The organism is Hydrotalea sp. GW822-HT8A01 (assembly GCF_058798575.1).
Genome location: NZ_CM179506.1, coordinates 3323937 through 3348864 on the forward strand (window position 1 = coordinate 3323937; position 24928 = coordinate 3348864).

Sequence of the window (24928 nt, forward strand, 5' to 3'; positions counted from 1 at the left end):
TTATCCCGGTTAAAATGATTATCCTGTTTAAAAAGGGGAATTATCTGCATTTGAATTTACCTTTACTACTTTTTTATAAAACCATTTTGTAAATGATGACCCCTGAAATGATTGAAACATTAATTCAGATTGTTGGCAATGAAAATTATATTGTAAATGAAGCAGACCTATTTAAATACGGGCACGATGAAACGGAAACCATACAACAAACGCCTGAAATAGTTGTAAAGCCCAAAAATACTGCAGAAGTTGCCGCAATTATGACTTTATGCCATCAAAATTGCATCCCGGTTACCCCCAGGGGGGCCGGAACCGGTTTAAGCGGTGGCGCTATTCCACACAAAGGTGGCGTAGTATTAAGTTTAGAAAAATTCAATAAAATCATATCTATTGATGAGCAAAATTTACAGGTAACTACCGAACCGGGTGTAATTACCGAGGTACTACAAAATGCAGTAAAAGAGAAGGGTTTATTTTATCCGCCCGACCCCAGCAGCAAAGGCAGTTGTTTTATTGGGGGAAATATTGCCGAAAACAGTGGCGGACCCAAAGCTGTAAAATATGGTGTAGTGAAAGATTATGTATTGAATCTGGAGGTTGTTCTGCCAGATGGTACCATTATTGAAACCGGTGCCAATGTGTTAAAAAATTCAACCGGCTATAACCTTACCCAGTTAATGGTAGGAAGTGAAGGTACTTTAGGAATTGTTACCAAAATTGTATTAAAATTAATTCCCTTGCCCAAATATGATGTTTTAATGCTGGCAGCTTTCAACAATTTACAAAAAGCAGGTGAAGCGGTAAGTGCTATTTTTAGAGCAGGTTTTGTACCCAGCGGACTTGAATTGGTAGAAATTGATGCACTAAAAATAGTAAATACAATGATGAATAGTCATGCAATTCCGGTAAATGATGCCATTGCTGCACATTTACTGATTGAATTAGACGGCAATCACAAAGACATTTTAATGCAGGAAATGGAAGCTATTGCACTGCTTTTAGAAAATTTTGAAGTAGGCGATTTATTTTTTGCAGAAGATGAAGCACAAAAAAATGAGCTTTGGAAATTAAGGCGCCGTGTAGCTGAAGCTGTGAAATTAGATGGATATACCATTGAAGAGGATAGTGTTGTGCCCAGAGCATTTTTGCCCGATTTAATTTTGGGTGTGAAACAATTGGCACAGCAATATGGTTTTAAAGCCGTTTGTTATGGCCATGCCGGTGATGGTAATTTGCATATCAGAATAAAAGATCCGAATACCACTACCAGCTTTAATCAACCGCATATTCAAAAAGCATTGGCAGATTTGTTTATTTTAGTAAAAAAATTAGGTGGCACCATTAGCGGCGAGCATGGTATAGGTTTAATTCAAAAAAAATACATGCCATTGGTAATGCAGGAAGCGAATTTGCAAATAATGCGCTCTATCAAAAAAGTATTTGATCCTAACAATATTTTAAACCCCGGAAAAATTTTTGATATGCATTAAGCACTTAGGTTTGTATTGTATAATTTTTAAAACCATCCAATTCATTTCCATAAAAACACAGGTATGAAAAAAACTTTTTTATTGATGGCATTTTTTACAGTGGCTTTGGGCAGCAGCTTGTCATTAAAAGCACAACAAAGGCAAATACCTCCTACTTATTCTAATTCGCCTTATACCAGTAGCACAAATGCCCCCGCCGGCACAGGCTTTCAGAAACAAAACATGTTTATTGGAGGAGGTTTGTCACTGGGTTTTGGCACCTATAGTTTTAATATTGGTGGTACACCCGAAATTGGCTACTCGTTCAATGAGTGGTTAGATGCTGGTGTTTCTATTAACCTCAATTATCAATCCATTAAAGCAGATCCTTATTACAATAATGATATCAGACAAAGAAGCTTTAATTACGGTGGCGGACCATTTGTGCGAATTTTTCCCATTAAACAATTGTTTCTTCAGGGGCAATTTGAACAAAACTGGATTAAATACAATTACCTCAATATGACCAATAATCAGGCTACCAGTTTTAACACCAATGCTTCCAGCTTTTTAGCCGGTGTGGGTTATGCACAACGCATTATTGGACAAAGCACATTTTATACGGTCATTATGGTAGATGTATTAAACAGTCCCTATTCACCTTACAGAAGTTACAATGGTGTAACCAGTACCGCTTTACCTATTATAAGAGCAGGTTTTAATTTTTATCTCCATCCAAAAAAGCAATAATTTCTGAAGGAGTAGCAAACTGGTATAAAAAGCTATCCCAGTTTTCATATAAAAATCCATAATGCTGCATATTTTGTAAATGCGCTATCAATGCATGATAATATCCTGCTGAGTTTAGCAGGATTATTTTTTTATCGTGAATCCGTAAATTATTCCAGGTAAGCATTTCAAACAATTCATCCATTGTGCCATTACCACCAGGTAACACAATGGCTGCATCACATAACTCGTACATCATTTTTTTACGGGTATGCATGTTGTCCACTACTTTCAATTCGGTTAAACCCAAGTGCTGCCGCTCCTGTTCCACCAAAAGTTCGGGAATAACACCGGTAACTTTGCCGCCATTTTCCAATACCGCATTGGCCACTGCGCCCATTAAGCCCACATTGCCACCTCCATACACCAAATCCATATTTTTTGAAGCCATTAAACTGCCCAGTTGCCGTGCATGTTCTACAAAAATTGCATTATTCCCATTTTTACTTCCGCAAAACACAGCTATCTTTTTATATTGCATCTTTATTATTTTAAGCACAATATTAATTGCCTTTATTAAAAGTATGAATAAAGCACTGTAAAATATTTATGATATTGTGTTGAATTATTCATTGAAAGTTGCGCTTATGCCACCCCTACTCTTATTAAGTTTTGTTGTTGCCTACTTTGTAATATTATTAGCCGTAGCCTGGTATACCGGAAAAAATAGTACTAATGATTCATTTTTCATAGGCAACAGAAATAGTAACTGGATGCTGGTGGCTTTTGGAATGATTGGCACATCGCTAAGCGGTGTAACTTTTGTAAGCGTACCCGGAACAGTTAGTACCAATGGGTTTTATTATATGCAGGTAGTATTTGGCTACTTATTGGGGTATATTGTTGTTGCATTTGTTTTAATGCCGCTTTATTATAAATTACAACTTACTTCAATTTACAACTACCTGCAAAACCGTTTTGGTTTTATTGCCTACAAAACAGGCGCCTTATTCTTTATAATTTCCAGAACGGTAGGCGCCACCGCAAGATTATACCTTGTAATTAATGTATTGCAAATATTTATATTAGACGAAATGGGTATTCCATTCTGGTTAACCAGCATCGTTATTTTAATAATGATTTTATTGTACACATTTGAAGGAGGCGTAAAAACTATTGTATTTACAGATACCCTGCAAACCAGCTTTATGTTGATAGGTTTAGTGGTTTGTGTACTTTATATTATGCACCATTTACAACTTTCTTTTTCAGGAACCATTCAACAACTTCAACTAAAAGGTTATACCCATTTTTTTAATACCGATATCAATAGTAAAGGCTTCTTTTTAAAACAAATAATTGGTGGCGCATTTATTACCATTGCTATGACAGGTTTAGACCAGGAAATGATGCAAAAAAACATTAGCGTAAAAACACTGAAAGGTGCTCAAACCAATATGCTCAGTTTTAGTGTCATTATTGTATTAGTTAACTTTTTGTTTCTATTGTTAGGGGGCTTGTTGTATTTGTTTGCTGCACAAAACGGATTAAATTATACCGGAGATGACTTATTTCCCACCATTGCTTTGCACTATTTACCTAAAGCAGTGAGCATGATTTTTATTATCGGACTTATTTCAGCATTATTTCCCAGTGCAGATGGTGCTTTAACTGCGCTTACTTCTTCATTTTGTATTGATATATTGGGCATCAGAAGAGGCCAACTTGCAGAAAATCAGCAAAAAAAAATCAGACAAAACGTACACTTAACTTTCACAATTATTTTTCTGATTTGCATTTTTGTTTTTAAAATAATTAACAGCAAATCCATCATCAACGTAATATTAGATTTGGCCGGTTATACCTACGGCCCACTGCTTGGATTATTTGCTTTTGGTATTTTCAGTAAAAAAATATTGAAAGAAAGTTATGCCATTACTTTTGTATGCCTTATAGCACCAGTATTGGGTTATTTTTTAGAAAAACTGATACCTAATCTTACCGGCGGCTTTAAAATTGGAATTGAGCTATTGCTTATCAACGGATTATTAACCTATTTAGGCTTATGGCTAATTGCGAAACCGGCCGTTAAACAACAAAAATAATCGTATGGAATTATTGAATCCGTTAGCAGAAAAATATGCAGAAAAATTTACCTCTGTTCAAAATGAACATTTGCAGCGAATTTATGCACAAACCAATGAGTTGCATCCGCATGCACACATGATGAGCAACAGCGTGCAGGGACAATTATTATCCTTTCTAAGTAATATCATCCGGCCAAAATACGTTTTAGAAATTGGAGCTTTTACCGGATACAGTGCTTTATGTTTGGCGGAAGGATTAACAAAAGATGGCGAATTGCATACCATTGAGTTAAGAGCAGGAGATGCAGCAACTGCACAACAAAATTTTATCAAATCGCCATTGGCAAAACAAATACATTTGCACATCGGAAATGCTTTAGACATTATTCCAACCCTTCCTTTTGAATGGGATCTTGTTTTTATCGATGCCGATAAAACCGGTTATATTCAATATTATGAGCTGGTATTACCCAAATTGAAAAAAAATGGTGTAATTATTGCAGACAATGTGCTGTTTCACGGTCAGGTTTTAGAAGAACCCATTAAAGGAAAAAATGCAAGCGCCATTCATGCTTTTAATGAATGGGTAGCCAATGATGTTAGAACCCATCAGGTTTTACTGACAGTTAGAGACGGACTTTTACTAATTAGAAAGCGATAAAAAATGAAGTTTTTGAGTTGTTTATTTTTGTTTTTTGGGCTCCATGCAGCCATTGCACAATCGGATAAAACCCTGGCATATATTAACCAATATAAAGATATTGCCATGCAGGAAATGATTAGAACCGGTGTACCGGCTTCCATTACGCTGGCTCAGGGCATTTTAGAATCATCAAATGGAGAGAGTGACCTTTGCAAAAAATCGAACAATCATTTTGGTATTAAATGTAAAAACGACTGGACCGGCGATCGGGTTTTTCATGATGATGATGCCAGGCACGAATGTTTCAGAAGCTACCCAAATGCAGCCGCCTCTTTTCAGGACCATTCTAATTTTCTAAAATCAAGGTCTAATTATCAAAACTTGTTTGCATTAAACCCAACCGATTATACCAATTGGGCTTATGGCTTAAAAAAAGCCGGCTATGCTACTGAAAAAGATTATGCCCAACGCTTAATTGAGCTGATTAACCGTTATAATTTGAACGAATACAGTGTAATGGCACTGACAAAAGGAAAAGAACAACAGGCCAATTTTGCCCAACAAAGTACTGCCACATTCAATAACGATAAAGAAGTGAAAGCTACAATGCCCACCACGCCCGAGCCGGCAGCTTCCCCTGCAAAAGCTGTTATGCAAACCAACACCGCGGTTGCATCTGCCAATACCAAATCAGTTGCTGAACCTGAAACGGTTTATCCCAAAGGGATATTTACCATCAATCACCTGAAAGTTGTCTATGCAAAAAAAGGCACAGCCTTATTATCCATTGCCAATCAGTATCAAATTAACTTAAGCCGCTTATTAGAGTACAATGATTTGGAAGATGAAAATATTCTGCAAGCCGGTCAACTCATTTTTTTAGAGAAGAAAATGAAGAAGGGCGATAAAGATTTTCATATTGTAAAAAATACAGAAACCTTATACAACATCTGCCAACAGGAAGGCATTAGAATGGAATACCTGCTTCAATTTAACAAATTGCAAAAAAATATGCAGCCACTACCGGGAGAAAAAATTTATTTGCGCTTTCTGGCTCCGGCATCTCCAAAATATACTACTATTGCTCCTGAAAACAGCAGTACTACATCTCGCTAAATAATACAATGCACATGGCCAATACAATTCAGGTATTAGACAAACATTTTGTACCTTTTATAGATGCAGCTGCCATTCATATAAAAGTGATAGCATTGGCTGAGCAATTAGCTTCCAATTATCAGGATAAAAAACCCCTTTTTATTTGCATTTTAAATGGGGCTTTTATGTTTGCTGCAGATGTATTTAAAGCATTACCCATTGAGGCGGAAATTTGTTTTATTAAATTAGCCTCCTACAAAGGCACCAAATCAACCGGCAATGTTATCACTTCAATTGGTCTGGATGTTTCCATCACCAACCGGCATGTCATTATTCTGGAAGATATTATTGATACCGGAAAAACCCTTCATAGTTTTTTACCCCAAATTTATAACCAGCAACCTGCCTCTTTAGAAATTGCAGTGTTATTGCACAAACCCGAAGCAACAGAATATCCCGTTCCGGTTAATTATTGCTGCTTCTCCATTCCCAACAAGTTTGTGGTAGGTTATGGGTTAGATTATGATGGTTTTGGCAGAAATCTGGGTGCTATTTATCAGTTGGTGGAATAGTTCTGTCCATTTTTAATAGAAGCAAATCATTAATTTTATTTGGAATGATAAGAATCTTTTATCTTTAAGATTCCTATTCACCAACAACTCATGAAGCATTGCCTGCCGGTATGTATATTTTTATGCTTTGCCATTCCTTCATATAGCCAGTATTTTTTACGTGGCGAAATAAAAGATGAAAAAGGAAGGCAATTAGAAAGGGCTAAAATATTTTTAGCCTCGAAAGGGAATATGCCGTTTTACAGTGGCAATTTTGGTGCATTTGGCATATTATGCCCTTATCCGCAAGATACCATTACCGTTTTTTATGATGGATATAAAGTGTATAAAAAGGAAGTAAATACAAAAGTATTTAATGAAATTATACTGAAAATGCTGCCTGAAACGGCCAGCCTTTATGCCAATAAATTGAGTTCCAGAACCATCAATCTGGAAGATAACGGCGAATCTTATTTTTCTACTTTAGGTGAAAGCTACAGTTCATTAATAGAAAATCAGTTTGTAAATGCCAGGCTGTATCCTGAAACAGGTTTTTCACTAAATATTGATAAAGCTTCCTACAGTAATATCCGCCGTTTTATCAATAATGGCATGTATGTTCCATCAAATGCCGTTCGTATTGAAGAAATGTTGAATTACTTTGATTTAAGAAGAACCAATTTTCCTAAACCCAAAGACAGCAGTAGTTTTAGTGCAGCATCTACCATAACCGACTGCCCCTGGAATGATAAAAATTTTTTATTGTTTGTTCAATTGCAGGCACCTAAAATTAATCTGGATAACATTCCACCCAACAACTTAGTTTTATTAATTGATGTATCGGGCTCAATGGACCACCCCACCAAGTTACCCTTACTGCAATCGGCTTTTAAATTATTGATAGAAAATCTAAGAGTAGAAGATAAAGTGTCGATTGTTACTTATGGCGGAGGCGTTCATGTTGCATTATCAACCACCTCAGGCAATAACAAACAAAAAATCAATAATATTATTGATTCATTGTATGCCGATGGCGATACACCTGGCGAAAACGCTATCAGAACCGCTTACAGCATTGCTAAAACCAATTTTATACCCAATGGTAATAACCGGATTATATTAGCTACCGACGGTGATTTTAATGTTGGGCAAACTACCGAACAGGAATTGGAGAACTTAGTTACTTTTCAAAAACAATCGGGCATATTTTTAACCTGCCTCGGTGTTGGCATGGGCAATTATAAAGACAGCAAACTGGAAGTTTTAGCCAAAAAAGGCAATGGCAATTTTGCTTACATAGACAATATACACGAAGCCGAAAAAATTCTAATAAAAGAATTTACCAAAACCATGTATGCGGTGGCAGTAAACGCGTATGCCAATATACAATTTAATCCGGCTGTAATTAAGAAATACAGATTAATTGGCTTCGATAATAAAAAAACGGCAATTGTTGATACCACCAGTTTATTAGAAGGTGGCGAAGTTGGCAGTGGGCATAACATGATGGCAGTGTTTGAAATTGTACCTGCAGAAACCATTCATACAACAGAAACATTAGCAGGCTCTTTAAACCTAACCTTTCAATTGCCTAAACATACTCAAAAAATTACGCAAAGCTTTCAATTACCCTACCACCCTATTGCATTTAATGATGCGCCTCCGCAAATAAAATTAGCTACTTCTATTGTGGTGTTTGGTTCATTACTCAGGCAATCGAAATTTGTAAAAAACTATACTTTTCAAGATACCATTAATTTGGCACAAACTGCTATTAATCCTGCCAATACTTCAGAGCAAGAGCTTTTGCAGTTAATGCAAAAAGCAAATAATATTTATAATTATCGCAAAAAAAGATAGCGATTTACAAGCATTAAAAGGTATTCGGTTATTTTTTAAATTGAAGGGTAACAATATAGAAGAAACCTTTAAAGAAAAACAGGCTTCTGTATCTTTGAATAAACTATCCGTTCATCCATGTCGAAGAAAAAATTCATTCAAAGAGATATTAGCTGGTTAAGTTTCAATGCACGTGTATTACAGGAAGCTAACGACCCTACCGTTTCATTAAAACAACGTATCCGTTTTTTAGGTATATTTTCAAACAATACAGATGAGTTTTTCAGAGTAAGGGTGGCCACTTTAAAAAGAATGGTAGAATTTAGTGCCAAACGCAAGTTACTCAATATGCACATGGAAGAGCATCCACAAAAAATTTTGGATGAAATACACACCATTGTATTGCAACAACAAAATGAGTTTAACCGAATATGGGATGCAATTCTGGAAGAATTAAAAAGAGAAAAAATTTTTTTGGTAGATGAATCTCATTTAACAAAAGAACAATTGGCTTTTGTTAAAAATTATTTCGATAATACCGTTCGGGTAAATGTAATTCCTTTAATGATTGAAAGTTTGCCGCAAATGCCCTATCTGCGTGATAAAAGCATTTACCTAGGGGTAGTAATGCGAAAAAAAAATTCGGCTTATCAGCAAAAATATGCGTTAATTGAAATACCTGCAAAAGCAGTAGGGCGTTTTGTTTTACTACCCTCAAAAGAGGAAGAAAGTCACATTATGTTATTGGAAGATGTGATTCGGGCTAATTTGCCGAATATTTTTTCATATTTTGAATATGACTATTTTAGTGCACATGTATTTAAAGTTACCAAAGATGCTGAGATAGATATTGACAATGATGTATCTACCACCTTTGTTGAAAAAATTGAAAAAGGTTTAAAAAACCGACGCAAGGGCAAGCCCGTAAGATTTGTGTATGATAAAGAAATGGATGCCGGATTATTAGAATATCTGATTAGACGCCTGAACCTCAACAGAAAAAGTAATATTATACCTGGTGGTCGAATCCATAATTTCAGGCATTTTATGGATTTCCCGGATGTATTTCATCACACTACCGAACGCCGGAAACCCTTTACACATCCTGATTTGCAGCATGCACAACGTATTACAGATGTTATTCTAAAGCAAGATTTAATGTTGCATTTTCCCTATCACTCATTTAACGCAGTAATCGATTTATTGCGTGAAGCTGCTATTGATCCGGATGTAAAATCAATAAAAGTAACTGCCTACAGACTGGCACCAACATCTAAAATCATTAATGCACTCATCAATGCAGCACGCAACGGAAAAGAAGTGGTAGTAATGCTGGAATTAAAAGCACGATTTGATGAAGAGGCCAACTTAGAATGGAAAAAAGTTTTGGAAGAAGAAGAAGGAATCAAAGTACTGTTAGGCGTTCCACGCATGAAAATACATGCCAAATTATGCATCATCAAAAAAAGAGTGAAACATAAAATTATACAATATGGGTTTGTAAGCACCGGCAATTTGAATGAAGATACCGCCAAAGTGTATGGTGATATATGCTTATTTACTACCAACAGAAATGTAATGGCAGATATTAACCGTATTTTCAGGTACCTTGAATTTTGGAAATTGGGTACCGGCAATTTAAAATTGTGCAAAACATTAATGGTATGCCCTACCAATATGCGCAACGAAATTAATGCCCTTATTAATAAAGAAATTAAAAATGCCAAAGCAGGTAAAAAAGCAGGCATTACACTAAAACTAAATTCGTTAAGTGATGCCCCACTCATTGAAAAATTGTACGATGCAGCTGCCGCAGGTGTACCCATTCAACTAATAGTAAGAGGAATATTCTGTGCACAAATGGATTTTGGTAAAATGCGTAAAAATGCAAGCGCCATTAGCATTGTAGATGAATATTTAGAACATGCCAGAGTAATGATATTTCAAAATGAGGGCAATCCTAAAATATATATATCATCAGCAGACTGGATGGTAAGAAATTTAGACCATCGTGTAGAAGTGGCAATACCCGTATTGAATGTAAAACTTCGGCAGGAAATTATTGATATCATCAACATTCAACTTTCAGACAATGTAAAAGCACGGATATTAGACAGTGAATTATCCAATAATTATGTTCCCCATTCAGGGAAAAAACAAATCCGTTCTCAAATAGAAACCTATTTTTACCTGTATAAAAAAACACAACAACAAATTGAGATTAGCAGCAATTGATATTGGCAGTAATGCAGCAAGGCTATTAATAGCAGATGTTATTGAATTCAAAGGAAAAGTTCAATTTAACAAAGTAAATTTAGTACGGGTGCCTTTGCGACTGGGGTTTGATGTTTTTGAAAATGCTGAGATTTCAAAACACAAATGCGGAATGATTTTACAAACCATGAAGGCATACAGCCATCTGCTCAATGTTTATGAGGTACAACACATAAAAGCCTGTGCAACCAGTGCCATGCGTGATTCTAAAAACAGCAGCGATATCATCAGAAAAGTAAAGTTAGAAACCGGAATTGAAATCAAAATCCTTACCGGCGATGAAGAAGCTACCATGATATTCGAAAATCATATTGCAGAAAATTTAGACACACAGCACGCTTACCTGTATATTGATGTTGGCGGCGGCAGCACTGAACTTACATTTTTTGCAGAAGGAAAATTAAAGTACAAGGAATCTTTCAATATAGGCACCATCCGTTTATTAAAAGGACTGGTGGCAGATAATACCTGGTTAGAAATGAAAGAACACCTGAAGACCAATACCAAATCGGCTTTACCAATTATAGCCATTGGTAGTGGTGGTAATATTAATAAAATATTCTCACTAAGCAAAAAGAAAGAAGGAAAACCATTATCAATAGACTTACTGAAAGATTATTACAAAGAATTATCAAATGTGAGCCTAGAAGAAAGAATCAGAATATATAAACTACGCGAAGACCGCGCAGACGTAATTGTTCCGGCTCTACAGATCTACACCAATGTAATGCGCTGGGGAGGCATTAATGAAATTTATGTTCCCAAAATTGGATTGGCCGATGGGTTAATTCAAAGCTTATATGAAGGGCTTACACAGGCTTCAAAATAAATACATGTTCTTATTTCTGTAAAATAGAAAAAATCAATCATCATGTCTCTTCAAAAAGAAATAAAAAAAATAACCACCCACACTTTACAAAAAATGAAAGCCGGTGGAGAAAAAATATCCATGCTTACTGCTTACGATTATTCATTTGCAGGCATTTTTGATGCAGCAGGAATAGATGTAATATTGGTAGGCGACAGTGCCAGCAATGTAATGGCCGGTCATGAAACTACATTGCCTATAACACTTGATCAAATGATTTATCATGCAGCCTCCGTTATCAGGGCAGTGCGCCGTTCGTTGGTTGTGGTAGATCTTCCTTTTGGAACCTACCAGTCTAATAGTGATATTGCTTTGGCTTCAGCCATTAGAATTATGAAAGAAACCGGCGCCCATGCCATAAAATTAGAAGGCGGTGAAGAAGTGCTTGAAAGTATTCAAAGAATTGTAAAAGCAGGTATTCCGGTAATGGGGCATTTAGGTTTAACCCCGCAAAGCATTTACCAGTTTGGCACCTATGCAGTCAGGGCTACTCAAAATGAAGAAGCAGAAAAACTGAAAAATGATGTATTGCTATTGCAACAGGCCGGTTGTTTTGGCATTGTATTAGAAAAAATACCGGCCCAATTAGCCAAAACAGTAACACAATCTGTTCAAATTCCTACCATTGGCATTGGTGCAGGCCCTCACTGCGATGGGCAGGTATTGGTAATGCACGATATGCTGGGCATTAATACAGAATTTAAACCACGTTTCTTAAGGCAGTACCTCAATTTACATGAGCAAATTACACAGGCAGTTCAGCAATATATCCAGGATGTAAAAACCAATGATTTTCCAAACAAAAATGAGTCTTATTAAATTTTTACCGACAGATTGAATATTTCACCCGAAAAAAAATGAACAGACTAAAACTACTGATTAGCTTTATATAAAGCAACCAACTGTATGCAAACGGGTTCAAAAAAATTCATTATTGTTCTAATACATATTGTTGCATGGATTTCATTTTTCATGCTTCCCTATATTTTTGCTCCGCAGCCAAAAGATATTCCCCAACAAGTTAGTCGTTATATCATTACACTGTTTATCACCATCAACCTTTTTTTGCTGGTATTTTATTATTTAAACACTTTGTTATTTATACCCAACCTGCTATTTAATAAGCAATGGATACCTTACGTTCTGGTAATTGCGATATGTATGTATGGATTTTTATATTTGCCACGGCAATTGGCTTTGTGGATGAACAATACCACTGAAACAAAAATCAGAAATGAGTTTAGAAATGATTTTAAAAAAGCTGACTCGGTTATGTTGCAACAACATGGAGCAGGGTATAAAGCAGGCAACAATAAAAAAGCATCCGCACCACCACCTATCCCAAAAAGAAGATCCGGCAGATATTTTCCAGGAAGTTATGCGGTTTTTTTACTGGTATTTGCCGTAGGTACCAGCATTTCTGTACTGCAGCAATGGCTAAAGGTAGAGCGTACCAAAGAAAAAATTGAGAAAGAGATGTTGCAAACAGAACTTTCGTTTCTCAAATCACAAATTAATCCCCATTTCTTTTTTAATACACTCAACAATATTTATTCATTAGCCATTACAGGAAGCGATCAAACACCTTCTGCCATATTAAAGCTTTCGGCCATAATGCGTTATATTTTAGCCGAAACTAAAAACGATTGGGTACCTCTGCAAAATGAAATTGATTTTTTGAACGATTATATTGATTTGCAGAAAGTCAGACTTACACAGAATGTAGCATTAACCTTTACAGTAGATGGCAATATCAGTAATCAACGTGTTGCCCCCCTTATTTTTATTCCATTTGTAGAAAATGCATTTAAATATGGGGTAAGCACAATTGAGCCGTCATTTATTCATATTAATATTGCCATTCAGAACAATACTATTATTTTTTCTGTCAAAAATTCCATTGTTTCTAATGCAGGTAATTCGCTTACAGAAACAACAGGAATTGGAATAAAAAATGTGGAAAGAAGACTTACCTTACTTTATCCGGCCAAACATGAGTTGAAAATAAAAAATGAAAAAAATATATTTAGTGTAGAATTAACACTCGTGCAGGTTGTTTAAACATTTTTTAGCTATCTAACCATAGTTTAAAACAATTAAATTTTCATTTGAAAATACAAATATTCAACATCAAAAATATATGCATATGAAATGTATTGCTATCGATGATGAACCCCTGGCACTCCAAATTATTTCTCAATACTGCGAAAAAATACCATTCCTACAGTTAGAAAACATTTTTACCAATCCGAATGATGCTATACAATATTTGTCAGAAAATAAAATGGATTTGTTGTTTTTGGATATTCAAATGCCCGATATCAACGGATTGCAGTTATATAAAAATTTAACCAATAAGCCATTGGTAATTTTTACCACCGCCTTTAAAGATTTTGCTGTAGAAGGGTTTAATGTAGATGCAATTGATTATTTATTAAAGCCCTTTGATTATAATCGCTTTCTAAAAGCAGCTTACAAAGCAAAAGAATATCAGGAATTTTTATCTTCTCAGGAACTACAATTAAATTCTATTTATGTAAAGGTGAATTATGAAATGATGAAAATTAATTTGAAGGATATTGAATTAATTGAAGCGTTGGATGATTATATCAAAATTCACATAAAACCCTACCCTGTATTAACTTTAATGACCTTAAAAAGTATGCAGGAAAAACTTCCAAACAAAGAATTTGTGAGGGTACATCGCTCCTATATTGTACCCATTAGCAAAGTTGACAAATTCAATAAAAATAAAATTTTAGTAGCCGGTAAAGAAATACCCATTGGCAGTAGCTATTCAGATGTATATGATTTATTATTGAGCCGTCAGCTACAATAAGTTCTCCGATATTTTCTTCCCATTCACCTATCAAATCATAAATTTATTAAAGTTGCTTCGAATTTTACATTCGTTTCAAACTGTTTTATTTTCATGCAGGGTTACATTGAAAAGGTATTGCTGATTGATCACAATCCGGGCAATACCTTTTTTATTTTTACATTTATCTTACCTTGCAGTCCTTAAATATTTATCATGGACTTTATCAGATTGCTGCATATAGAAAAAACCAATCCGGGTACATCGACCGGTTCAGAATGGATAAAAAGTTATGGTGCTGAAATAGAAAGCTTTACACCTGTTAATGGCGCTTCAATTGCTGCTGTAATTAGCACCGACAAAGAAGCTTATGAAGCTGTTGTGCATAAAGCCGCTGCAGCATTTAAAATTTGGCGTAACTGGCCGGCACCTAAAAGAGGCGATGTAGTTCGCCAAATTGGTGATGCAATAAGATTAAATAAAGAAAATTTAGGCAAATTAGTGAGTTATGAAATGGGAAAAAGTCTGCAGGAAGGCTTGGGTGAAGTGCAGGAAATGATTGATATCTGCGATTTTGCCATTGGCTTATCACGCCAGTTATATGGCTTAACCATGCACAGTGAACGGCCTAACCACCGTATGTATGAACAATGGCATCCGCTGGGTATGGTGGGAATTATTTCCTCTTTTAATTTCCCGGTGGCTGTATGGAGTTGGAATACCGCCGTTGCCTGGGTATGTGGAAATGTTTGCATTTGGAAACCAAGTGAAAAAACACCGCTTTGCAGCATTGCCGTTCAAAAAATAGTGGCTGAAGTTTTTGCAAAAAATCATGTACCAGAAGGCGTAAGTTGTTTGATACAAGGTGATAAAACTGTTGGAGAATGGATGAGCCATGATACCAGAATTCCTTTAATCAGTGCCACAGGCTCTACCAGAATGGGAAAAGCTTTGAGTACAGCCATAGCAGCAAGGCTCGGAAAATCAATTCTTGAATTAGGAGGCAATAATGCCATTATTATTTCGCAACACGCAGATTTAGATATGGCTTTACGCGGCTGCCTTTTCGGCGCCGTTGGCACAGCCGGCCAACGTTGCACAACAACGCGTAGATTAATTATTCACGAATCAGTATATGAAACATTTAAAGCCAAACTTGTTGCAGCTTACCAGCAACTTAAAATTGGCAATCCATTGCAACCCGAAAATCATGTAGGACCCTTAATTGACAAAGCTGCTGTACAACATTATTTACATGCTATTGACCAATGTATACAACAAGGCGGGAAGTTTGCAGTGCCAGGAGGTGTAGTAGAAGGTACTGGATACGAAAGTGGTTGTTATGTAAAACCCTGTGTAGCCGAGGTACAACCTGGTATGCCCATTGTTCAACAGGAAACCTTTGCTCCTATTTTGTACATCATGCCTTATACCAATTTAGAAGATGCCATTGCTATACAAAACAACGTACCACAAGGCTTATCTTCTGCAATCATGACTTTAAACCTGCGTGAAGCAGAAGCCTTTTTATCATATGCCGGCAGCGATTGCGGCATAGCCAATGTAAATATTGGTACCAGTGGTGCTGAAATAGGCGGGGCTTTTGGTGGAGAAAAAGAAACCGGAAGTGGCAGAGAAAGCGGAAGCGATGCCTGGAAAGCCTATATGCGCCGACAAACCAATACCATTAACTGGGGAACCCATTTGCCTTTAGCACAGGGCATTACTTTTGAATTATAATAATTATGCCACTTATTCATTTAGCCGAACTGCCTGTTAAAGAAATTGTTCCGGGTTATAAAGCACAGTTCATACATACCGGAACCAATACATTTTCGTATTTACAGGTTACTGCCGGCAGTAAATTAGGCCTGCATCACCATCCGCACCAGCAAATTGCACATGTATTACAAGGTACTTTTCAACTAACTGTTGATGGAATTGAATATACCTTACAGCCGGGCGAAGTAATGGTCGTTCCACCTAATGTACCACATGCCGGTTTAGCCATTACCGATTGTAGCTTACTGGATGTATTTTATCCGGAAAGAGAAGATTATAAAAAACTGTAAATGCAGCTTTTTACTTAACATTTAGCTAAATCGCATTGTACTGTTGCCTTTATTGCAGGGATAATCAGACATTTGCTAATGGTAGTTACCCAATTGTAAACAAATTATTGCCTTTCATTTCTACTGTATCGCTTAAAATGCACCCCAATGAACAAACGTTATTGCTTCGCTTTATTAGTATCTATTTTTATCCATTCCACAGCTCCTGCACAAATGCGCAATGTACCTGAAGGCTGGCATTTGATGGATGCAACAAAAGACAAATACTATGGCATTAGTTTAAATGAAGCTTATCAATACCTGAAAGCCAATCACATCAAATCAACGCCCGTTATTGTAGCTGTTTTAGATTCTGGTGTAGATACCACCCATGAAGACCTGAAAGGCATTTTATGGCATAACCCCAAAGAAATTCCTGGCAATGGCATTGATGACGACCACAATGGATATGTAGACGATGTGTATGGATGGAATTTTCTAGGAAATAAAAATGGAGAAAATTTAAAAAAAGCCGGAGATGAACGATCCAGAGTATTTTATCAGTTTAAAAATAAATTTTCAGGCAAGAATATTGACACTACCCAATTCAGTCAAAAAGACAAATACGAATACCGAATTTGGAAAATGGCAGCCGATGAAATGAATAAAGGCAACGACGATCAAATGGAAATTGCTTTTTTAAACATCACCCTGAACTCTATCAAAAAACACGATTCTTTAATACAAAAAGAAATGGGCACTAAAGTATACAATTGTGCCCAGTTAGAAAGCTTTGAACCTACTACGCCTGAAGGAAAAAAAGCCAAATTCGGGTATCTTACTTTAATGAAAATGGTGGGAATTGATCCCGATGAAAAGAATACAGCAGTAATCAGCGAATTAAACGATTATATTGAAGGGAAACAGGATGCACTCAATGAAAAAGATACACCACCCATTAATTACCGTAGCAAAATAGTTCAAGACAATTATAACAATATTCAGGATAAATATTATGGCAATGCAGATGTAATGGGCCCAGACCCTATGCATGGCACGCATGTAACCGGCATTATTGCTGCACAGCGCAACAATGGCATTGGCATGGATGGCGTTGCAGACAATGTAAAAGTAATGATGGTAAGAGTTGTTCCCGATGGGGATGAATACGATAAAGATATTGCCTTAGGCATTTTTTATGCTGTAAATAATGGAGCCAAAGTAATCAATATGAGTTTTGGAAAATCTTATTCGCCCCAGAAATATTGGGTAGATAGCGCCGTAAAATATGCCGAGCAAAAAGATGTTTTAATTGTGCATGCTGCCGGGAATGAATCGGCAGATATAGATACAAAAGAAAATTATCCCAATCCTCATTTTCTATTTCAAAACAGTACAGCCAATAATTTTATTACAGTAGGCGCCAGCAACGACCCGTCAATGGGTCAGGGTATGGCTGCAGATTTTAGTAACTATGGAGGCAAAGAAGTAGATGTATTTGCCCCGGGTGTAAAAATATATTCCACCTTACCCAAAAAAAATGAATACGGCAATTTACGGGGAACCAGCATGGCAGCTCCTATTGTAACCGGTCTTGCTGCAATGATTCGATCTTATTTTCCGAATTTAACTGCAGTAGAAGTAAAACAAATTATCATGGCTTCTGTTCTGCATCCTGATAGCACACTGGCCGATTTTAAGCCCGGAACACAACAAACCATTCCTTTTGCAGCTCTTTCAAAAAGTGGGGGTATTATCAATGCTGCCCATGCAGTAAAACAAGCAGAAGATTTGGGAAGGAAATGGGCTGCAGAAAAATCGAGTGCCGATAAAAAAACCGCTACGCAACTGAAATAAAGATATTATTAACCCTACAATCATCGTATATGAGCAGACCACTCCCCGGAGAATATCCATCTTATTATGAAGATTACATTCAACAAACAGCAGGTTGCAATAACCTGAAAGAACTGGTTACAACATTCAGCCATTCCATTATTCAGTTCTTTTCAGGTATTCCGAAGGAGAAAGAAAATTTTATTTATGCTCCAGGCAAATGGACACCGAAAGACATCCTGCAACATATTATAGATACAGAACGTATTATGGCGTATCGCATGCTCACCTTTGCAAGATCAGACAACAAAAATTTACCCGGCTTTGATGAGCAATGGTACGCTGAAAGAGCGATTGCCAATAACAGAAGTTTAAAAAATTTGTTGGATGAATTTATTGCACTCAGGCAATCAACCGATTATTTTTTACAATCACTGCCGGAGCCAACGCTCTCATTATCGGGAACTGCTAATAATTATCCCCTAACTGTAAATGCCATCGGCTTTATCATTTTTGGGCATTTGCTCCATCATCAGCGGGTTTTAGAAGAAAAATACTTACAGTAAATATTTTTTTAATACCATAAATACCAGTATAAGCACTACAAAAACCTTAACTTCGCATCCTAAATAGTTACGTATGAATTTACATGAATTTCAGGCGAAAGAATTATTAAAAAAATACAATGTACCCGTTCAAGACGGTATGGCGGTAGATACAGTAATGGCTGCTGAAGAAGCATACAGACAAATTAAAACACAAACCAATAACAATTTTGCGGTTGTTAAAGCGCAAATACATGCCGGCGGTCGCGGAAAAGGAAAAATTGTAGGCTCTGAGCAAAGAGGAGTTGCCGTTGTCAAGAGTGCAGAAGATATTACCAATATTGCCAAAAATATTTTAGGTGGTACATTGGTTACCATACAAACAGGACCTGTAGGAAAAAAAGTGAATAAAATTTTTGTTGCTCAAGATGTTTACTATCCGGGCCCCAATCCTGTAAAGGAATTTTATTTATCGGTTTTGTTAGATCGTGCAAAAGGTCAAAATGTAATTATGTACAGCACCGAAGGCGGTGTTGATATTGAAGAAGTAGCCCACAAAACTCCGGAAAAAATATTTAAAGAATGGGTGCATCCTTCCGGTGGATTACTTCCTTTTCAGGCCAGAAAAATTGCCTTCAATTTTGGTTTAACCGGCGAAGCATTTAAAAATTGCGTAAAATTTGTAACCAATTTATACAATGCATATGTGGGATTGGAATGTTCCATGCTAGAAATTAATCCACTCTTCAAAACCAGCGATGATAAAATAATTGCGGTAGATTGTAAAATGAATTTGGATGATAATGCTTTAATGCGCCATTCAGATTTAGCGGCCTTACGCGACATTACAGAAGAAGATCCTACAGAAGTAGAAGCCGGCCAATACAACTTAAATTTTGTAAAATTAGATGGCAACGTTGGTTGCATGGTAAACGGGGCCGGATTGGCGATGGCTACCATGGATATGATTAAATTAAGCGGTGGTGAACCTGCCAACTTTTTAGATGTAGGTGGAACTGCCAATGCCCAAACCGTTGAGGCTGGGTTCAAAATCATCATGAAAGATCCCAATGTAAAAGCCATTCTTATCAATATTTTTGGTGGCATTGTTCGCTGTGATCGGGTTGCTGCCGGAGTAATTGAGGCTTATAACAAATTAGGCAATATTCATATTCCCATTATTGTTCGCTTACAGGGAACCAATGCGGCAGAAGCCAAAAAATTAATTGATGAAAGCGGACTGAAAGTTCAATCTGCCATTGAATTAAGCGAAGCTGCTGCTTTGGTAAAAAAAGCAGTTGCATAAATATAAATATATTTCAAATTATTGTAAACGTTGGATGGTTTTACTGTCCAACGTTTTTTTATTGTGCTGCATACAATTTCACTTCACAAATAGCGCTGAAAGCATACCTTAATCCCGATTGCACTTCCACACATTCATATCGCTTTCTTCGTTTATGCCCCTTTTTAAATAACCGGCCATTTTCAGTAATAAAAACTGCACCCTCCGGCACATGCGCCAACAGCAACACATCTGTTGTTGAAACTGTGTTATATTTTCGTAATACAATCAGCAATTCTGTTTCGCCATTTGCAGTAGCTGAAGGATTGCGAATGCTTTTCTGCAATGCCAATACAATATCTTCGGGAAATACCTGCTGTTCAGTAAAGCGAAGCAATAACTTGCTGTAAAATTGTTTCCATTCTTTACCATGTGGTTCTACCTTATGGCCAAAGGTTTCAAATGTAAGTAAATGCGCCAATTCATGTAAAAGTGTTATCAAAAACTCATATTTATTCAAATTTCCATTAATAGTAATGGAATGATTCCTATGTTGCGATGCATGCCTGTAATCGCCCAATACCGATTTCCGTTTTCGGGTAATGGTTAAATGTACTTTATAGTGGTTTAGATAATCTGCAACAGGTTCAAAACAGCCTTCGGGTAAGAACTCTGCCAGTATATGCATTGGATGTTGCGTAACAGCCATATCTATTTGTTATTTCCATTAATTTTAGCCGCAATGTATACTTCTAAAAAAGTATACATCAAATACAAAACCATGCCAACAAAAACTGCATAAACACTTCTGTTTGGACCGGCTAATACCAAATATAAAATAGCAGCTCCTCCCAATACTAATAATTTCATAAGTGTTACCATCATTACATTACTTACTGATGCCATGGGTGTTTTTTTATGGGCCGCCTGTATATGCAAGGCAAGGCTCAAAATGCTGATTACAAATAAAATGCAATTGGCAGAAAATACTACCCACACATCTATTTGATGCGTATACATCATTTTTTTAAAGAAAATAAGCAAACTATTTACCGATACGAATAAAATAAATAAAGGCAAAATGTTTTTTGAGAAAGAAAAGGGGGTTTGTTGCATATTATTTTCTGCTTGTGTCTTTAATAACTTTTATAATTAAAACAATAATAACAATTAAAGGTAATAGCCAAACCAATAAAGGAATAGCGAATGAAAATTTTACATCCATCCACCAACCAGAATAAACTGAAATGGCAATGGCAATAATCAGTTCGCCGGTTAATGTAGCATATTGAAGCAATAATTTCTTATTATCTGGCTGCTCGCTCATTCTTTAATTAACTCTTGTTTAGGAATTATTAAACTGGCGGTATCTTTCTGTGCAGGCATATTACCCGAAAGCACTTTTTTCAGATTTTCTAAATACTGATCTTTATATTGAATAGATTTCTCTAATGAATCGGTACGCATTTGCAAAAGTTGTAATTCTGTTCTGCTTTCCCTTGAACCATAACCGGGAATGTAATATTTTAGCGGGGTAAAAACAATCAGCGCTACCGTTAAACTAATCAATAAAACAAATGCAGTACTAAAAACAACATATACACTTAAACGTGATAATTTAAAAGTTACCAGCTCTTCATAAGTATCATCATTAATTAATACAAGCCGGTACTGATTTCTTAATCGTTTAAAAGTGTTAGTTTCAAAAGTTTGTTTTGCCATGCTACAAAATAAGGTTAAAGGTACATAACAAGGGCTGTTTTGCCACATTTATTAGAAAATAACTGTACTTTTAAACAGTTTAGATTTGTGTTGAATTATGCCTATGAAGCAGAAGTATTTTTTGATGTGGTTCCTTTTCTTCCCTGCCCTGCTGTTTTACCAGACCAAGGTATGGGGACAACCCAATACTACCATTAATTTAGATAAAGAAAAACCCGCTCAATACCAGGATCGGCAACTGGCTTCTGAAAAAACAGGCGAAAAAAAAATAGGATTTGTAAAGCGTACTTATCAGGATATGGTAAGCCATTACAACTATTTTTTTAATGCCAACAATAAATTAAACCATATTATTGAACTGGCACAACAAATGCATACGGATGATTATAGTAAACTTCTGCCATTCTATAATTACAGCCTTTCGGTTACTGCTTTAGATAAGCGGGATATTGATTCCATTATTTACAAGTGTTATGCAGGTATTCTGTTACATGATTTAAGATCTGACTGGGTAGATGATTTTTATTTGTTGCTGGGCAAAGCTTATTTACTACGACAAAATTTTGATTCTGCCGCAACTGTTTTCCAATACATCAATTACATATATGCGCCAAAAGATGATGGATATGATATTCCAATAGGTAGTAATGTAAGTAACCAACAAGGTATTTTTACCGTTGCAACCAATGAAAACAGAAGTCTGCTGAAAAAAATTATCAAAAAACCAACCACCCGGAACGACAGCTTCATCTGGCAAATCAGAAATTATATAGAAAGCAACCAATTAGACAAAGCCACCGGTTTAATAGCTATTTTAAAAGCTGATCCCTTCTTTCCGAAAAGATTAGAAAAAGATTTGTTTTTGCAGCAAGCTTATTTGTTTTATAAACAAAATATTCACGACAGTGCTGCTACCTATTTAAGCAAATCCATTTCAGAAGCTTCCAATAAACAGGAACAGGCAAGATGGGAGTTTTTAACCGGCCAGCTTTTTCAATTGGCACATCAAAACAAACCTGCTATCCAGGCATTTGAAAAAGCCATCCATCATACCATTGATCCCTATCTGGAAGTGTATGCCCGCCTGAATATTGTGGCACTTTCTGATACTGCAAATGGCAATCATTCATTGCAAAACAATTTGAAACAATTGTATCAATTGGCCAGAAGAGATAAATATGCTGATTATCGAGATATTATTTATTATGCTGCAGCTTCGCTTGAAATTAAACAACAGCATTTTAAAGAAAGTATCAATAATTTATTGAAAAGCATTGCATTCAGTGTTAACAACCCGGCACAAAAGCAAAAAAGTGTGTTATTACTGGCATCAACAGCCTACAATATCCGCCAATATCCGCTTGCTTCATTATATTATGACAGTGTGCAGGTTAATCAGTTAGATTCTTCCCTGCAAAATGAAATTACTAACCGAAAAAAAGCTTTAAAAATTATTACGAAAAATCTGGCATCGCTCCAATTACAGGATAGTTTATTGCAACTAAGTAATTTGAATGAAGCGGCGCGGCTGGCTGCTGTAAAAAAATTATACCGCCGATTACGCAAAGAGCAAGGCCTGGCAGATGAAAGGGAAAAAATTGATTTTGGCAGTACCAATTCCACCACAAACGCAGCAAGCAGTGGCTTATTTGGCAGTACCACCACGAATAGTGCCAGTGATTTTTATTTTGCCAATACTGCACTTAAAACACAAGGTTACAAAGAGTTTAAACAAACATGGGGTAACCGGCCCAATGTAGATAACTGGCAACGTCAATCTGCTATTAACAACAGCATGCGGTTGAACAATAACAATGTAACCACAACAGCCAATGCAACTCCCGAAGCCGTTAAAACCAATGCTTCTACTGCCTTAACCTTGAAAGGAATGCTGGAAAATGTTCCACTTACCGAAAAGCAAATTGGAGATACACATAATACAATTATTGACGACTTATATAAAAATGCGCAAACTTTCCAAAACGATTTAGAGAAATATCCTGACGCAGTAGATGCTTATGAAACCCTTATGAAACTGTATCCGGAAAACAAATATGAAGAGCCCGTTTTATTCAATCTGATATACTGTTACAACCAATTGGGTTTATTGGCAAAATCAGATTCAGTAAGGAAAAAATTAATGCTTGCTTTTCCGAATGGCATCTATGCTGAAAAAATAAAGAATACAGGTAAACCCACCATTCAAGACAAAGCAACGGTACAATACGAACATATTTATGATTTGTTTATTGAAGGAAATTTTAAGCAGGCATTAGCGGAAAAAGAGCAGGCCGATAAAATATTTGGGGAAAATTACTGGAGCCCTCAATTAATGTACATTCAGGCCGTATACGATGTAAAACAAAAAAATGACAGTACTGCCATCCAAACTTTGGAAGCATTGGTACACCAGTTTCCCCAATCGCCAATGGTTGAAATGGCCAATACCCTCATTAGCGTAGTAAAACGTAGAAAAGAAATTGAAAATTATTTAACCAATTTGGTGATTGAAAAAAATGAAGACAATGTTGTGGGCAATATTGACCTACACCCGGCCACCATTGCAAAAGCACCTGTTAAAAAAATTGTAGATACTGTATCAACACAAATCCATAAACAATTAGATACCACTGCATTGGTTCAGGTACCCGTTAGCAATCCGGTAATACAGGCTGTAAACAATTATGCATTCAATCCGGCCGATTCGCAATACATTGCGGTAATATTACATAAAGTTGATCCCGTTTTTGCCAGTGAAGCCAGAAATGCATTTTACCGTTTTAACTTAGAAAAATTTTATACACTACGTTTAAAAGTTACCGGAGAAAAATTAAATGATTCAACCACAATTGTACTAATTGGCCCATTTGAAAATGCCGGAGATGCAGTTGAGTATTTAGATAAAACCCGCCCAATGGCTACCGGTAGAATTATACCCTGGCTTAAACCCGATAAATATGTTTTTAGTATGATTAGTCCTTTAAACTTACAGTTGTTGCATACTAAAAACAATATTACAGATTATATTCAGTTTATGAAAAACACTTTACCCGAGAAATTTTAACTACTTAGCAGGGTAACATCTGCCGTAGATGCTTAGTTTTACAACCTTA

At 36.2% G+C, this 24928-nt stretch carries 23 protein-coding genes; 18 read left to right on the forward strand and 5 right to left on the reverse strand.

Translation table 11 applies throughout. The features are described from left to right. The first annotated feature begins 92 nt into the window (after positions 1-92). Both AC3QLY_RS14790 and AC3QLY_RS14795 read left to right on the forward strand, forming a co-directional pair. Entirely contained in the window at positions 93-1490 is a 1398-nt protein-coding gene (locus AC3QLY_RS14790; protein WP_288096369.1) for an FAD-binding oxidoreductase, read from the forward strand. Positions 1491-1553: 63 nt separating this feature from the next. After that, on the forward strand, positions 1554-2219 hold the full coding sequence (locus tag AC3QLY_RS14795; RefSeq protein WP_218330315.1) for a hypothetical protein: 666 nt from the start codon (positions 1554-1556) through the stop codon (positions 2217-2219). Here the strand turns inward: AC3QLY_RS14795 and AC3QLY_RS14800 are convergent. Then, positions 2188-2739 (reverse strand): LOG family protein, encoded by a 552-nt coding sequence (locus tag AC3QLY_RS14800; RefSeq protein ID WP_218330314.1) that lies wholly within the window; start codon positions 2737-2739, stop codon positions 2188-2190. The two genes, AC3QLY_RS14795 and AC3QLY_RS14800, sit on opposite strands and share 32 nt — an antisense overlap. Positions 2740-2845: 106 nt before the next feature. Between AC3QLY_RS14800 and AC3QLY_RS14805 the strand changes: the two genes are divergently transcribed. The 15 genes from AC3QLY_RS14805 to sucC all read left to right on the forward strand — a co-directional run bounded on the left by AC3QLY_RS14805 (position 2846) and on the right by sucC (position 20114). Further along, positions 2846-4303, forward strand: coding sequence for a sodium:solute symporter (locus AC3QLY_RS14805; RefSeq protein WP_218330313.1), 1458 nt, complete (start codon positions 2846-2848; stop codon positions 4301-4303). 4 nt (positions 4304-4307) lie between these two features. After that, a complete protein-coding gene (locus tag AC3QLY_RS14810) occupies positions 4308-4946 on the forward strand; it encodes an O-methyltransferase (RefSeq protein WP_218330312.1) in 639 nt (212 codons plus the stop codon). Between the two features lie 12 nt (positions 4947-4958). Next, positions 4959-6044, forward strand: coding sequence for a glucosaminidase domain-containing protein (locus tag AC3QLY_RS14815; protein ID WP_218330311.1), 1086 nt, complete (start codon positions 4959-4961; stop codon positions 6042-6044). 14 nt (positions 6045-6058) lie between these two features. After that, positions 6059-6598, forward strand: a complete 540-nt coding sequence (hpt, locus tag AC3QLY_RS14820; RefSeq protein ID WP_218330310.1) for a hypoxanthine phosphoribosyltransferase — start codon at positions 6059-6061, stop codon at positions 6596-6598. A 90-nt stretch (positions 6599-6688) separates the two neighbouring features. Beyond that, positions 6689-8437 carry a vWA domain-containing protein gene (locus AC3QLY_RS14825; RefSeq protein WP_218330309.1) on the forward strand — a complete coding sequence of 583 codons (1749 nt, stop codon included), beginning with the start codon at positions 6689-6691 and terminating at the stop codon, positions 8435-8437. A 117-nt stretch (positions 8438-8554) separates the two neighbouring features. Beyond that, positions 8555-10651: a polyphosphate kinase 1 gene (gene ppk1 / locus AC3QLY_RS14830; RefSeq protein ID WP_074420849.1), complete on the forward strand. Its 2097-nt coding sequence runs from the start codon at positions 8555-8557 to the stop codon at positions 10649-10651. Then, the gene (locus AC3QLY_RS14835; RefSeq protein ID WP_074420848.1) at positions 10632-11519 is read left to right on the forward strand and encodes a Ppx/GppA phosphatase family protein; all 888 of its coding nucleotides are present in this window, start codon (positions 10632-10634) and stop codon (positions 11517-11519) included. The genes ppk1 and AC3QLY_RS14835 overlap by 20 nt, the downstream gene beginning before the upstream one ends. Positions 11520-11561: 42 nt before the next feature. Then, positions 11562-12377, forward strand: a complete 816-nt coding sequence (gene panB / locus AC3QLY_RS14840) for a 3-methyl-2-oxobutanoate hydroxymethyltransferase (RefSeq protein WP_074420573.1) — start codon at positions 11562-11564, stop codon at positions 12375-12377. Between the two features lie 153 nt (positions 12378-12530). After that, entirely contained in the window at positions 12531-13619 is a 1089-nt protein-coding gene (locus AC3QLY_RS14845) for a sensor histidine kinase (protein ID WP_179855920.1), read from the forward strand. Positions 13620-13704: 85 nt separating this feature from the next. Further along, positions 13705-14397 carry a LytR/AlgR family response regulator transcription factor gene (locus tag AC3QLY_RS14850; RefSeq protein ID WP_081301369.1) on the forward strand — a complete coding sequence of 231 codons (693 nt, stop codon included), beginning with the start codon at positions 13705-13707 and terminating at the stop codon, positions 14395-14397. Between the two features lie 195 nt (positions 14398-14592). Next, entirely contained in the window at positions 14593-16116 is a 1524-nt protein-coding gene (gene amaB / locus AC3QLY_RS14855; protein ID WP_074420579.1) for an L-piperidine-6-carboxylate dehydrogenase, read from the forward strand. 5 nt (positions 16117-16121) lie between these two features. Then, positions 16122-16448, forward strand: a complete 327-nt coding sequence (locus AC3QLY_RS14860; protein ID WP_288095684.1) for a cupin domain-containing protein — start codon at positions 16122-16124, stop codon at positions 16446-16448. Positions 16449-16595: 147 nt separating this feature from the next. Further along, positions 16596-18284 (forward strand): S8 family peptidase, encoded by a 1689-nt coding sequence (locus tag AC3QLY_RS14865; RefSeq protein ID WP_074420845.1) that lies wholly within the window; start codon positions 16596-16598, stop codon positions 18282-18284. Between the two features lie 29 nt (positions 18285-18313). Then, the gene (locus AC3QLY_RS14870; RefSeq protein ID WP_074420844.1) at positions 18314-18829 is read left to right on the forward strand and encodes a DinB family protein; all 516 of its coding nucleotides are present in this window, start codon (positions 18314-18316) and stop codon (positions 18827-18829) included. A 73-nt stretch (positions 18830-18902) separates the two neighbouring features. Beyond that, complete coding sequence (gene sucC / locus AC3QLY_RS14875) at positions 18903-20114, forward strand: ADP-forming succinate--CoA ligase subunit beta (protein WP_074420843.1); 1212 nt, start codon at positions 18903-18905, stop codon at positions 20112-20114. Between the two features lie 58 nt (positions 20115-20172). Here sucC and AC3QLY_RS14880 read toward each other — a convergent pair whose 3' ends face one another. The 4 genes from AC3QLY_RS14880 to AC3QLY_RS14895 are packed head-to-tail and all read right to left on the reverse strand — an operon-like array spanning position 20173 to position 21815. Further along, positions 20173-20802, reverse strand: a complete 630-nt coding sequence (locus AC3QLY_RS14880; protein WP_074420842.1) for a SprT-like domain-containing protein — start codon at positions 20800-20802, stop codon at positions 20173-20175. 2 nt (positions 20803-20804) lie between these two features. Beyond that, positions 20805-21209 carry a hypothetical protein gene (locus AC3QLY_RS14885; protein WP_218330307.1) on the reverse strand — a complete coding sequence of 135 codons (405 nt, stop codon included), beginning with the start codon at positions 21207-21209 and terminating at the stop codon, positions 20805-20807. 1 nt (position 21210) lies between these two features. After that, positions 21211-21420 (reverse strand): hypothetical protein, encoded by a 210-nt coding sequence (locus tag AC3QLY_RS14890; protein ID WP_074420840.1) that lies wholly within the window; start codon positions 21418-21420, stop codon positions 21211-21213. Next, entirely contained in the window at positions 21417-21815 is a 399-nt protein-coding gene (locus tag AC3QLY_RS14895) for a hypothetical protein (protein ID WP_074420855.1), read from the reverse strand. Before AC3QLY_RS14895 ends, AC3QLY_RS14890 begins: the two co-directional genes overlap by 4 nt. Positions 21816-21918: 103 nt before the next feature. On the opposite strand from AC3QLY_RS14895, the gene porW reads away from it, so the two are divergent. After that, a complete protein-coding gene (porW, locus tag AC3QLY_RS14900) occupies positions 21919-24879 on the forward strand; it encodes a type IX secretion system periplasmic lipoprotein PorW/SprE (RefSeq protein ID WP_288071086.1) in 2961 nt (986 codons plus the stop codon). Positions 24880-24928 lie beyond the last annotated feature (49 nt).